This is a genomic window from Arcticibacter tournemirensis (assembly GCF_006716645.1).
Classification (GTDB): domain Bacteria; phylum Bacteroidota; class Bacteroidia; order Sphingobacteriales; family Sphingobacteriaceae; genus Arcticibacter; species Arcticibacter tournemirensis.
Map to the genome: position 1 here is coordinate 1,389,829 of NZ_VFPL01000001.1, position 13,236 is coordinate 1,403,064.

A 13,236-nucleotide genomic window follows, 5' to 3' on the forward strand; every position below is an offset into this window, starting at 1 on the left:
AAGATCGATTACAAGGAATGTATGGATGATTGCTCATTCCTGCGATAAATATTGTTTAGAATACCTTCCCGGGCAACACTCGGATCGTTGAACAGATCTGACAAATTGTTTTTAACAAGCAGATAAGCCTGCTTGATCCAGAAATGATTACTATGTAGGATTCAACGAGGAAAAGAGATGCTAAAACAAAAACCCCTCAAACTATTGTTTGAAGGGTTTAGTGGTGTTTGATATTCACCCAGTGGAGCCGGAGGGATTCGAACCCTCGTCCAGATACGGAACAAATTATGCTTTCTACATGCTTATCTGCCATTTAATTGTAGGGAAGGGGAAGGCTGGCAGATTGCCTGTACCGTCTTCCTTAGGTGCTTTATCTCGCCTGGTCACCACACCACTAACCAAGCCAGTTCTGTTGATCGATGCCCCGGTTACTGGTTTAACAGAACAGAATACCAGCGGGACAAAAGCTGAGCTAATTCTAAATTAGGCAGCTAAGGCGTAGTTATTTTCGCCAATTATAGTTTGAGAGTTCAGATTTAAGCGCTAGTCTCACAACGCGCTGCATGCTTACATACCTGCCACCATCCTGTCAATTCCGGTCGGCCCCATGTATGTGTTGTTATATTCTCACTTCTTCTTTCAGTGTTTCAGTTTCTCCCTTTACAACTCGTCCGGGATATTCTATTAACGCTTTCTCCAGGCAAATCATTGCCTTCGCTAAATCCTCCTTGTTCAAAACATATGCCAAACGTACTTCATCTCTTCCAGCACCCTCCGTACAGTAAAAACCTGCCGCAGGAGCCATCATTACTGTCTCATTGTCATAAGAGAACTTTTCAAGTACCCACTGGCAGAACTTTTCGGTGTCATCCACCGGCAGGCGGGCGACTACGTAAAAAGCGCCTTTCGGATTGGGACAGAATACCCCTTCCATCTTATTAAGAGCCTGTACGAGGAGGTCGCGCCTTTCTGTATACTCCTTATTTACTACTTCGAAGTACGATTCAGGCGTATCCGTTCCTGCTTCTGCGGCAATTTGATCCACCATACCCGGACTAAGTCTTGCCTGCGCAAATTTCAGTGCGGTGGAAAGCACCCGCTTGTTCTTCGTTACAAAACAACCAATACGTGCTCCGCAGGCGCTGTAACGCTTCGAAATACTATCGAAAACAATAACGTGGTCGTCCAGACCTTCAAGATGCATCGGCGAATAGAACTTATTGCCGTCGTAGCAAAACTCACGGTAGGCCTCATCTGCGAACAGATAAAGATCATACTTGAGGCATAGTTTCTTTAATTCTACAAGTTCTTCGTAGGAGTAAAGGTAGCCCGAAGGATTATTGGGATTACAAATAAATATAGCTTTTGTCTTCGCGGTGATGAGCTTTTCAAACTCGCTTACGGGTGGAAGCGCAAATCCTGTTTCTATAAACGAAAGCACGGGTTTGATCACGGCGCTGCTCATCCAGGCAAAAGCGCTGTAATTGGCATAGAAAGGCTCTGGAATGATTACCTCGTCTCCCGGATCTAAGCACGATTGCATTGCAATAACTATCGCTTCCGAAGCCCCGCTGGTTACCAGGATGTCTCCGGCATCAACGTTATACCCGGCGCGATTATAGTATTCTGCAAGTTTGGTACGGTAAGATTCTGTTCCTTCTGACTGGGTATAAGCCCATACATCGAAGTCTACAGAGCGGATGGCATCCATCATTACCTGGGGTGTATCGATATCGGGCTGGCCGATATTCAGATGATAAACCTTCTTTCCTTCGTGTTTTGCCTGTTCTGCGTAAGGTGTAAGCTTACGAATTGGAGAAGCCGGCATCCCATTCCCCTTCTTTGAAATCTTTGGCATTTGTGCAAAAATAAAAAAACCTCTCCGGTTCCAGAGAGGTTTTTGATTCTTTTGAGTTTTTATTTTATTTCGACTCCGGTACTACCTCTCCTTTGATGTATAAATATTTAACCGGGGTCTTCGCATTTGATTTAATGGTAAGCACCTTGTTAAACGAACCAGGGGCCGCTGCATTGAAAGTTACAGTGATTGTACCCGCTTCTCCTTTTTTAATTGGAGTGCTGGTATATTTAGGCACTGTACAGCCACAGCTTGATTCTACCGTGCTAATGATCAGCGGCAGATCGCCGGTGTTATTGAATTTGAATTCGTATGTAACAGGCTTCCCCTGTGCTATTTTACCAAAATCATTCGTTTCCTTTTCGAATTTGAATTCGGGCTGCTGGTCTGCGCGTAAAGCTGTCATCACAACAAATCCCATAATCAGCGTACATAAGGCTATGAATCTTTTCATTTTATCAGTGTTTGTTCAAATATATGTAAAGTTACCAAGTATTTTGTTTATTCAAAAATAATACCAATTATGTTTACGTAACAATCATCTTGGGGTTTCATAATGCTGGTATTTTATTAATTTTGACAAAATCGCATGAAGGATATATCAGTTCAAATGAAAGCAATAAGTCAGTCCGATACTTCTGAGTTAAGCTTCGACGATTTCAAGCAGATAGTGATCAATGATTATCGTATTTGTTTTGAGAGCCGCCAGGCAAGTTTACTTGGACGTAAGGAGGTATTAACAGGAAAAGCGAAGTTCGGCATTTTTGGTGATGGCAAGGAAGTAGCCCAGGTGGCTATGGCCAAAGCATTCAAAAAAGGCGACTGGCGATCCGGCTATTACCGCGATCAGACTTTCATGTTCGCTACCGGTATGGCTACCCTCACCGAGTTTTTTGCGCAGTTATACGCGAATACCAATGTAGACGAGGAACCTTTCTCGGGCGGAAGGCAGATGAACAGCCATTATGCTACCCGCATATTAAATGAAGACGGAAGCTGGAAGGATCAGACGCAAACAAAAAATACTTCGTCTGACATATCAACCACGGGTGGGCAGATGGCCCGGCTGGTAGGTCTTGCTCAGGCTTCAAAACTTTACCGGGAGAATCCAGACCTTAAATATCTTACTCATTTTTCCGTAGATGGGAATGAAGTGGCATTCGGCACTATCGGAAACGGGTCGACTTCTGAGGGTGTATTCTTTGAGGCGATAAATGCTGCCGGAGTACTACAGATTCCGATGGCTATTTCTATATGGGACGATGCCTACGCCATATCTGTTCCTTCAGAACTTCAAACTACAAAACAGGACATTTCGGAAATACTAAAAGGTTTCCAGCGCGACGAGAAAGGAGACGGCTTTGAAATATTTAAAGTGAAGGGCTGGGATTATCCCGGTCTGTGCGAAACCTACGAGAAGGCCATTCAGGTGTGCCGCGAAAAGCATATTCCTGTAATGATCCATGTATATGAGCTCACCCAGCCACAGGGGCACTCTACGTCGGGCTCTCACGAAAGATATAAAAGCAAGGACCGCCTCGACTGGGAGCTTGAATATGATTGCCTGGTTCAGATGCGCAGATGGATGCTTGAGTCGGCGCTGGCGACCGAAGAAGAAATTTTAGAAATTGAGGCTAAAGCGAAGGAATATGCCCGCTTATGCCGCAAGAATGCATGGAATAGTGTACAGGAGGTGCTCAAAAGCGAAGCCAGAGAAGCCGTACAGTTGCTGAGAGAGTTCAAAAACGAAAGTATACAGCAGCTTGCACACCAGTTGCATTCAACGGTTGAAATGTCCCGCCGCGATATTATGGAAACAGTAAGGAAGGCGATCCGTATGCTTGCCGGCTCTGATTCTCCGGAACGCAGCAACCTTCTGGACTGGTACCATAAGCAGATGGACCTTAACAGCGAGAGATATCACTCGAAGCTTTTTACCGAATCGGTTGACTCTCCTTCAAATATACCGGTGGTACCTGCCGAGTATGGCGATGATGCGAAAATGGTCGACGGACGTGAAGTTCTGAATGCCTGTTTCGATGCCAACATAACCCGTGACCCCAGGATCCTTGCTTTTGGAGAGGATGTTGGAAGTATCGGCGACGTTAACCAGGGATTTGCGGGCTTACAGGCTAAGCACGGCAAACTTCGCATCGCTGATACCGGCATCAGGGAAAGTACGATCATCGGGCAGGGTATTGGTCTGGCACTGCGTGGACTGAAGCCGATAGCTGAGATCCAGTATCTTGATTATCTGCTGTACGCCATTAACGTCATAAGTGATGATCTGGCTAGCTTAAGTTACCGCACGAAGGCAGGGCAAAAAGCTCCTCTTATCATACGGACCCGCGGTCATCGCCTGGAAGGGGTTTGGCATTCCGGGTCGCCGATGGCGATGATACTCGGCATCATGCGAGGTGTTCATATTTGTGTGCCGCGTGATATGACGCAGGCTGCAGGACTGTATAATACGCTGCTAAGAGCTGATGAACCTGCTCTTGTGATTGAATGTCTGAACGGCTACCGCCTTAAAGAAAGGCTGCCTGCTAATGCAGGTGAGTTTACCGTTCCTTTAGGCCATTCTGAAGTTGTGAAAGAGGGAAGCGACCTCACCGTTGTGTCTTATGGATCAACCTTGCGTGTTGTACAGGAAGCCGCGGTTGAACTCGAAAAGATGGGAATCTCCATAGAGATAGTCGATCCGCAAACCCTTCACCCATTTGACCTGAATGAAGTGTGTGTGGCCTCATTAAAGAAAACGAATAAGCTGATCGTAGCCGACGAAGACGTGCCCGGAGGTGCGTCGGCGTTTATACTTCAGCAGATTATTGAGCGACAGAAAGGATATTTTCACCTCGACAGCGCGCCAAAGACTATAACAGCTCGTGAACACCGCCCTCCGTATGGTTCTGATGGCGATTATTTTACCAAACCGTCGGTGGATGATGTTATAGAAGCAGTGTATGAAGTAATGAGCGAAGCTGATCCCGACAAGTTCCCGGCGCTGTTTTAAGTTATAGGTAATAAGTTGTAAGTTTTAAGTACAAAGCAGCTGATAGTCTTTGTTCTGTTCCAAAACAAGTCATTTACCATATAACATAACACTAGTGATTAGCTGTATTGCCAACAGCTACAAGCTGATCGCCTCCTGCCTCAGCAGGTGGTCGGCAATAACGAGTGCCGCCATAGCCTCTACAATAACCACTGCTCTTGGTACCACACATGGATCATGACGTCCTTTCCCTTTTATTTCGGCCGCATTTCCATCCTTGTCTATTGTTTGCTGACTTTGCATGATGGTCGCTATGGGCTTAAATGCTACTCTGAACATGATATCCATGCCATTGGAGATGCCACCCTGGATGCCTCCGGAGAAATTGGTGAGTGTACTGACGGGTGCATCGCCTTCAGGAGCTATAAAGATGTCGTTATGCTCCGAGCCTCTCATTTCAGAGCCGGCGAACCCAGACCCATATTCAAAGCCATGAACCGCGTTGATGCTCAGCATAGCCTTTCCAAGATCGGCATGAAGCTTATCGAATACCGGTTCGCCGAGGCCTACCGGGCAGTTCCGGATGATGCAGGAAATCTTTCCGCCGATCGTGTCGCCCTGCTTCCTGACGCCGTCGATCAGCTCAATCATTTCGTTCGCCGTAGCGGGGTCGGCACAACGCACGATGTTGCTTTCGCGTATTTCAAGCAGCTCGGCGAGATTTCTACTCGGGACATTCGGAGCATCGATCGCTCCGGCAGACGAAACATGGGCAAATATCTCAATGCCTTTTTGCTTTAAGAATAGCCGTGCCACAGCTCCTGCGGCCACACGGGCTGCCGTTTCGCGGGCAGAAGAGCGGCCGCCGCCACGATAATCGCGGTTGCCGTATTTCGCCTGATACGTAAAATCCGCATGCGAAGGCCTGAATATATCTTTGTTGTGGTCATAGTCCTTCGACCGTTGATCCTCATTAGGGATAACCATGGCAATCGGCGTCCCAGTACTCTTACCCCCAAACACCCCGGACAAAATCTTAGCGGTATCGCTTTCTTTTCTTTGCGTAGTGATCTTCGACTGCCCCGGCTTCCTCTTATCAAGTTCGCCCTGAATAAACTCCAGATCGATCTCCACATTAGGAGGGCATCCGTCAATAATCACCCCTATAGCTTCACCGTGTGATTCCCCGAAGGTTGTAATGCGAAACAGTTGTCCGAAAGTATTTCCCGCCATTTGAGTTTTACGTTATAAGTTGTAAGTTATAAGTTGTAAGTAGTAAGTAGTAAGTTGTATGTTGTGAGTTATAAGTTGTATGTTGTGAGCTGCAAGTTTTAGAACCAAGTATTCTCATCCTCAATTGTCAATTATAAAGAATCCCGCCTTCTCCAGGTCATTCCAGAACGAAGGGTACGACTTACCAACAACCGCCGGGTCCTCAATAATTACTTTGGGGATTTTTAGCGCCAGAGGAGCAAAAGCCATAGCCATCCGGTGATCTTCGTATGTGTCAATTCTAACAATTTCAGGGAAGTGGAGGCCAGAGCAGTCCAGGTGATAGAACCCGTTGTCTTCATGAAGTTTCACGCCGATCTTGCCGAGCTCATTCTGCAGCGCCGCGATCCTGTCGGTCTCCTTGATCTTCAAAGTTTCAAGACCTGTAAATGTAGCGTTATGGCCTAAAGCAGCACTGCAAACGATCACTGTCTGAGCCAGGTCGGGGCAGTCTTTCAGATCGAACAGATCACCCTTGATCCCGGTCGCCACTTTAGATATCTCTATCCCGCCGTCGGTAAACTCAGTACTCACGCCAAAGTGTTCCATGATGCTGCTGATCCTGCTGTCGCCCTGCAGGCTGCTCTTCTTAAGCCAGGGCAGTTTAATGGCGGCTGCGTCAGACAAGGCTGCAATCGAGTACCAGTAAGACGCTGCGCTCCAGTCGGGTTCTACCGTGATCAAAGCATCTCCGAAATCCCGGGAAGGGATCAGAATAACGTTCTCCTTCCATTGATAACTGATACCCGCCTCGCTTAGCATGGATAAAGTCATCTCTACGTACGGCCTGGAAGTAAGCTCTCCTTCTATATTAAGTTCCAGTCCTTCGGGAAGAGCTGCCGCCACGAGCAATAATGCCGTGATGTACTGTGAACTCACATTGCCCCTGATGTTTATCTTGTTGTTCTTTTGGCTGAAGCCTTTATGAAAAGCAAGAGGAGGGAAGCCTTCTTCTTCGGCATAGTCCACTATAGCTCCCAGCTCTCTCAGCGCATTAACAAGTATGCCGATCGGGCGCTGTTTCATTCTTTCAGTACCCGTAAGAGTCGTCTCTGTGCCAGTTACCGCAAAATACGCACTAAGAAATCGCATAGCCGTTCCCGCCGGACCAATATTTATCAGAGGTGCATGGTCGGCAGCATTCTTCAGGCTCTCCTGCATCACCGCCGTATCATCAGCCGAAGAGAGGTTTCTAATACCGACCTTCCCCTTGCTAAGGGCGTTGAGGATCAGTGCGCGGTTGCTTTCGCTTTTCGATCCCGTAAGTTCAATAGAACAGAAAGATTCGGCCGATGGCTTTGAGAGAGTTAAAGACCTGTTCGTCATTTTTCAGCAACAGGGGCTTTTGCGTTCATGATCTCAGTCTGCCTGCGAATAGATTCCGCATGTATCAGCTCAAGCATTTTTGTGGTAAAGTCTTCGTCAAGCTTCAGGGCCTTGCCAAAACTTGCACGCTTTTGAATAATCTCATCCCATCGGTTTAACTGGAGGATAGTAATCCCGTTATCTCTTTTATACTCACCAATTTTATCTACTATCGACATCCTTTCAGCCAATTTCTGGATTACCAGGTCATCAATCTTGTCGATCTGCTTACGTAATTCAGCCAGCTTGTCAATCACTTTCGGATTTACCGGGTCAGGCTGACGAATAGTAAGGTGATCGATCAGCTCAGAAAGGGAAGACGGAGTAAGCTGCTGTTTGGCATCTGTCCATGCTACCGAAGGATCGATGTGCGACTCGACCATTAATCCCTGCATTTCAAGGTCAAGAGCCTTTTGTGAAATATAAGGGATCAGCTCGCGGTTGCCGCAAATGTGACTAGGGTCGCAGATTACAGGCAATTGCGGACAAAGAGTTTTCAGCTGGATAGTAAGCTCCCACATCGGCTCATTCCTGAAGGCCGACTTTTCGTAAGACGAAAATCCACGCGATATGGCAGCCAGCTTGGTGATACCCGCGTTGTTAATGCGCTCCAGTGCGCCGATCCATAAAGAAAGATCAGGGTTCACCGGATTCTTTACCATTACAGGTACATCAACACCCTTTAAAGCGTCGGCTATTTCCTGAACCGTGAAAGGATTTACCGTTGAACGGGCTCCAACCCATAGAATGTCCACACCAGCTGCTAACGCCTCTTCTACGTGTTTGCCTGTAGCTACCTCTACCGTAATAGGCAAACCGGTTTGTTCTTTAGCACGTTGAAGCCATTTCAAGCCGATGCTTCCAATACCTTCAAACTCTCCCGGCCGGGTGCGCGGTTTCCATATTCCTGCCCTTAGTACAGATATCTTACCTGTTTTAGCTAAAAGGTCGGCAGTTGCTAAAAGCTGTTCTTCAGTTTCAGCGCTGCAGGGACCTGCAATTACCAGTGGCTGATGCTGCGGCTTCAACCAGTTGCTTAGTGGTTCTATGTTGAGATTAAGTTTCATACTATATATACTTTTTGTTATTTGAGAGATTATTTCAACAGACTTTATAAAATTGATTTAAGATTCTTTACTTAAAACCTAAAACGTATTACTTAAAACTTTAAACGCGGTCGTTCTTAAGATACTCGCCCATCAGCGTGAAATTCACGGTATGCCGTAGCACCTTACTGATTGCTTCCTGGTAATGTGCTGTTTTATCCCATTCAACGTCAACATAAAAATTATACTCATTTCGTCTTCCTAAAACAGGCATCGACTGGATCTTGGTGAGGTTTACCTCATTTTCGGCAAAGATATTTAACACTTTAGCCAGCGATCCCACTTCGTCGGTGGTCTGAAAGGAAATAGATGCTTTATTAGCCCCCGGTATATCCGTTTCCTTATGATCTGTGAGGATCAGAAAACGTGTGTAATTCTTCTTGTTCGATTCGATACGCCGTTCGAGGATCTCGAGGTTGTACAGCTTGGCAGCAAGCTGGTTGGCTATGGCTACGGTATCAGTAAGCTGCTCATCCCTTATCCGTTTGGCACATGCCGCGGTATCGGTGCTCTCTTTAATATTCAGATGCGGATATTCATCAAAAAAGTCGATACACTGACGTATAGCAATCGGATGTGATTCAACATTCTTTATCTGTTCAAATTTAACGCCGGGCAAAGCGAGAAGGTGCAGCTGGATGCGCAGATACACTTCGCCGATGATCGAGAAGTGGTAGTCGCGCAGAAGAGTGTAGTTCGGAAGAAGGCTTCCGGCAATCGAGTTCTCAATGGCCATCACTACGTAGTCGGCCTTTTTGTTTCGCAGAGCCTGGCAGGTCTGCTTAAACGAACTGCATTCGATCGTTTCAATATCGTCGCCGAAAAACTTTAAAGCCGCTTCCTCGTGGAAGGACGCCTTAATTCCCTGTATTGCTACTCTTTTTTTATCCATGGTTAAAAAAAAAGTCCCGGCTGTTGGGCCGGGACTTTATATATAGTTCTTTTGGTCAAAACATATCAGTCCCGGCTTTTACCTAAAGTAGTAAAAGTAACCGAACCAGTATGCATTGATATTTCTCATTTACTGTTTTGCTTGAGCCAAATATACGCGTATATTTTTATGTGTCAATAGGAAAAGGAAAAATTTGATAAGGAAAATGGCGTTTATATAAATAATGATATTTCATTTTGTTTTTAATTCTTTTTTATCTTATTTCGAATACGAGCAAACTGAAATATAAAATTATAAATCGTAATTAAAAACGGCTGTGCTTCTAAAGCAGGGCGGGTTTTTTAACATCACAATCTACAGAAGAAGTTTAACGTATTAACCAATTAAGAAATAATGGAAAGTTACATTCTAGCTCTTGATCAGGGCACTACCAGTTCCAGGGCAATTGTTTTTGACCACAAAGGCGAGATCAGATCAGTCGCGCAAAAAGAATTTACACAGATCTTTCCCCAGCCAGGATGGGTTGAACACGACCCTAACGAAATTTGGTCGACACAGGCGGGTGTAGCTGCAGAAGCAACGGTGAAACTTGGCCTGAACGGGACGAACATAAAAGCCATCGGTATTACCAATCAGCGTGAAACAGCCATTGTGTGGAACCGCACTACCGGAGAACCTGTATACAACGCCATCGTTTGGCAGGACAGGCGCACAGCGCCTTTTTGCGATCAGCTGAAACGCGACGGGTATACCGACACGATACGTTCTAAAACCGGACTGGTGATCGATTCGTATTTCTCGGCTACCAAGGTAAAGTGGATCCTGGATAATGTAGAAGGAGCAAGGGAGAAGGCAGAGGCAGGTGAACTGGCTTTCGGTACCGTGGACAGCTGGCTGATCTGGAAGCTTACACGCGGACGGGTACATGTAACCGATGTGACCAATGCCAGCCGTACCATGCTCTTCAATATCCGGACTCAGCAATGGGACCCTGAACTGATGGATATCTTCGGGATACCGGCAAGCATGCTGCCGGAGGTAAAACAATCGAGTGAGATCTACGGTGAAACGGCAACAACCATCTTCGCTTCTAAAATTCCTATTGCAGGCATCGCCGGCGATCAGCAGGCCGCCCTTTTTGGCCAGATGTGCATCGATAAGGCGATGGTAAAGAATACCTACGGAACCGGCTGTTTCATGTTGATGAACATTGGCGACGAGTTTATTGAATCGAAGAATAATCTGCTCACTACTATCGCATGGAAGATCGACGGAAAGATCCAGTATGCTTTCGAGGGAAGTATATTCATTGGCGGTGCAGTGGTACAGTGGCTTCGCGATGGGCTGGGCATCATTAAGAACTCGGGTGATATTGAAGAGCTGGCGCTCAGCGTTCCCGACACGGGCGACCTGTATTTTGTTCCCGCCTTCGCGGGACTTGGAGCGCCTTACTGGAATTCGGATGTGAGAGGAACAATTGTTGGTCTCACCCGTGGAAGCACCGCCGGACATTTAGCCCGGGCAGCTATTGAGTCGATCGCCTTACAAACCATGGATGTGTTAAAAGCAATGGAAGCCGACGCTGGCATGAAGATCCAGGAGTTAAGAGTAGACGGCGGCGCCACCGTTAATAATCTTTTAATGCAGTTTCAGGCAGATATTTTAAATTGCAAGGTGATCAGGCCTAATATCGTCGAAACCACAGCTCTTGGAGCTGCGTATCTGGCAGGTCTGGCCGTTGGATACTGGAAGGATGTGGATGAAATTCAGCAGCTTTGGCAAACCGAAAGAACCTTTGTTCCTGCATCGGGTACCGAAGAGATACAGAAAACGATCAAAGGCTGGAAAAAGGCGATACATGTAGCACAGTGCTGGTGTGATGATAAAATTGAATCACAAACCATTTAGTTAAACATAAAAATCATAAGATGACGCCGTTCATAGCCGAATTAATAGGTACCATGCTGCTCATCCTTTTAGGGGATGGGGTAGTGGCCAATGTTGTGTTAAACGATACCAAAGGGAACAATGGTGGCTGGATTGTAATTACCACGGCCTGGGGACTGGCGGTATTTGTAGGAGTGGTGGTAGCTGGTCCGTATAGTGGCGCCCACCTCAATCCCGCTGTTACTATAGCTCTCGCCATGGCCGGGAAGTTTGCCTGGGGGAGTGTCCTTTCCTATATCACCGCGCAGATGCTTGGCGCCTGTCTCGGTGCCTTCCTGGTATGGGTAATGTATTATGATCATTTTCAGCGTACCAATAAGCCCGACTCTGTACTGGCTGTTTTTTGCACAGGTCCTGCTGTACGCAACTACATTTCGAATATTTCGAGTGAGATCATCGGCGCCTTTGTTCTCATCTTTACCATCTTCTACATTTCCGGTGCAGAGATCACGCCCAGTAAGACACCGGTTGGCCTGGGTTCAGTTGGAGCTGTGCCCGTGGCGTTCCTCGTTTGGGTAATCGGACTGTCGCTTGGTGGAACTACCGGATATGCTATCAATCCTGCGCGCGACTTAGGCCCGCGTTTGATGCATGCCATATTGCCCATTAAGAGTAAGGGGAGTAGTGACTGGTCCTATTCGTGGATCCCGATTGCCGGACCTGTCATAGGTGCCGCAATAGCTGCGCTGCTTTACATGCAACTTAGATAAAGTAATGATCCCGGTTCTGCCGGGATTATTGATTTAAAAGGCTGTTATAATAATTGAAGCTTTCGATAATCTGCGTTTCCTCCAGGTATATATTGTAATCGCATTGCCCTATCTCTTTCAATAATGCAAAGCCGATATTTCCGCTGATATTCTTTTTGTCGTTTTTCATGAACTCCATCACATCACTATAAGAAGATGGCTTAAAAGAATAATCAGGAAAAACAGAACGGATATAGCGGATAATTTCTTTTAAATCCTCTTCACCTAAACCATTGTGTTTGTGCGAGAGAAAACTCTCGCAGATCATTCCCAAAGCAATTGCCTCGCCGTGCAGAAGCGGGTCGCTGTCGTTTTTGAGAGAGTATGTTTCGACCGCATGTCCGATAGTATGACCGAAATTAAGGGTCTTCCTTAGTCCTTTCTCGAAAGGATCGGTAGTGACCACGTGATTTTTAATTTCCACCGAACGGTAAATAGCTTCAGCGGGCGGGTCCACAATATCAATATTCTGGATTTGATAGTAATAATCCTTATCGGCAATCAGGCCATGTTTCACAATTTCAGCAAAGCCCGATACCAGCTGTCTTTTGCTTAAAGTCTTCAGGAATTCCGTAGAGATGAACACCGCCTTAGGCTGTGTAAAAGTGCCTATAATGTTCTTTATGCTGCCCAGGTCGATGCCCGTTTTACCGCCCACAGAAGCGTCTACCTGCGAAAGCAGGGTGGTAGGGATCTGTATAAAGTCAATCCCCCGCTTAAAAGTAGAAGCAGCGAAACCACCCATGTCGGTAATAACACCACCTCCAAGGTTAATCAGCAAGCTGTTCCGGTCGGCGCCAAAGTCGAGGAGCATCTGCCATACGCCAATGCAGTAATCGATATTCTTGTTCTCTTCACCGGGATCTACTTCGATGATGTCGTAATTATCCAGTTCCGGAAGATATTTGCCGATCAGCGGCAGACAATGTTCCGACGTGTTAAGGTCTGTCAGGAAGAAGACCTTCGAATAGTCAGACGTGTTCAGAAATTCTTTAAGTGAGGCAAGGCTGTTATCAAAAAAGACGGAGTATCCGTTGCTCTGTATTGGAAGCATA

The 13,236-nt window shown here is 46.4% G+C and carries 10 protein-coding genes and 1 other RNA gene; 3 read left to right on the forward strand and 8 right to left on the reverse strand.

From position 1 onward, the window contains the following. Positions 1 to 239 precede the first annotated feature (239 nt). The 3 genes from ssrA to BDE36_RS05955 form a co-directional block, all read right to left on the reverse strand. Positions 240 to 607: a transfer-messenger RNA gene (ssrA, locus tag BDE36_RS05945) on the reverse strand. Positions 608 to 619: 12 nt separating this feature from the next. Continuing rightward, positions 620 to 1,858: a pyridoxal phosphate-dependent aminotransferase gene (locus BDE36_RS05950; RefSeq protein ID WP_141814119.1), complete on the reverse strand. Its 1,239-nt coding sequence runs from the start codon at positions 1,856 to 1,858 to the stop codon at positions 620 to 622. A gap of 64 nt (positions 1,859 to 1,922) precedes the next feature. Further along, complete coding sequence (locus BDE36_RS05955) at positions 1,923 to 2,312, reverse strand: DUF1573 domain-containing protein (protein ID WP_141814120.1); 390 nt, start codon at positions 2,310 to 2,312, stop codon at positions 1,923 to 1,925. 135 nt (positions 2,313 to 2,447) lie between these two features. Between BDE36_RS05955 and BDE36_RS05960 the strand changes: the two genes are divergently transcribed. After that, positions 2,448 to 4,871 (forward strand): alpha-ketoacid dehydrogenase subunit alpha/beta, encoded by a 2,424-nt coding sequence (locus BDE36_RS05960; RefSeq protein WP_235904519.1) that lies wholly within the window; start codon positions 2,448 to 2,450, stop codon positions 4,869 to 4,871. A 117-nt stretch (positions 4,872 to 4,988) separates the two neighbouring features. On the opposite strand, the gene aroC is transcribed toward BDE36_RS05960, so the two are convergent. The 4 genes from aroC to BDE36_RS05980 form a co-directional block, all read right to left on the reverse strand. Then, entirely contained in the window at positions 4,989 to 6,083 is a 1,095-nt protein-coding gene (aroC, locus tag BDE36_RS05965; RefSeq protein ID WP_141814121.1) for a chorismate synthase, read from the reverse strand. Between the two features lie 120 nt (positions 6,084 to 6,203). After that, a complete protein-coding gene (locus tag BDE36_RS05970; protein WP_141814122.1) occupies positions 6,204 to 7,448 on the reverse strand; it encodes a 3-phosphoshikimate 1-carboxyvinyltransferase in 1,245 nt (414 codons plus the stop codon). After that, positions 7,445 to 8,554, reverse strand: coding sequence for a chorismate mutase (locus BDE36_RS05975; RefSeq protein WP_141814123.1), 1,110 nt, complete (start codon positions 8,552 to 8,554; stop codon positions 7,445 to 7,447). Before BDE36_RS05975 ends, BDE36_RS05970 begins: the two co-directional genes overlap by 4 nt. 100 nt (positions 8,555 to 8,654) lie before the next feature. Next, entirely contained in the window at positions 8,655 to 9,485 is an 831-nt protein-coding gene (locus BDE36_RS05980; RefSeq protein ID WP_128770203.1) for a prephenate dehydratase, read from the reverse strand. Between the two features lie 393 nt (positions 9,486 to 9,878). On the opposite strand from BDE36_RS05980, the gene glpK reads away from it, so the two are divergent. Further along, positions 9,879 to 11,393, forward strand: a complete 1,515-nt coding sequence (gene glpK, locus BDE36_RS05985) for a glycerol kinase GlpK (protein WP_141814124.1) — start codon at positions 9,879 to 9,881, stop codon at positions 11,391 to 11,393. A gap of 20 nt (positions 11,394 to 11,413) precedes the next feature. Continuing rightward, positions 11,414 to 12,142 carry an MIP/aquaporin family protein gene (locus BDE36_RS05990; protein WP_141814125.1) on the forward strand — a complete coding sequence of 243 codons (729 nt, stop codon included), beginning with the start codon at positions 11,414 to 11,416 and terminating at the stop codon, positions 12,140 to 12,142. Between the two features lie 25 nt (positions 12,143 to 12,167). Here the strand turns inward: BDE36_RS05990 and aroB are convergent, their stop codons facing one another. Continuing rightward, positions 12,168 to 13,235, reverse strand: a complete 1,068-nt coding sequence (aroB, locus tag BDE36_RS05995) for a 3-dehydroquinate synthase (RefSeq protein ID WP_141814126.1) — start codon at positions 13,233 to 13,235, stop codon at positions 12,168 to 12,170. Position 13,236 lies beyond the last annotated feature (1 nt).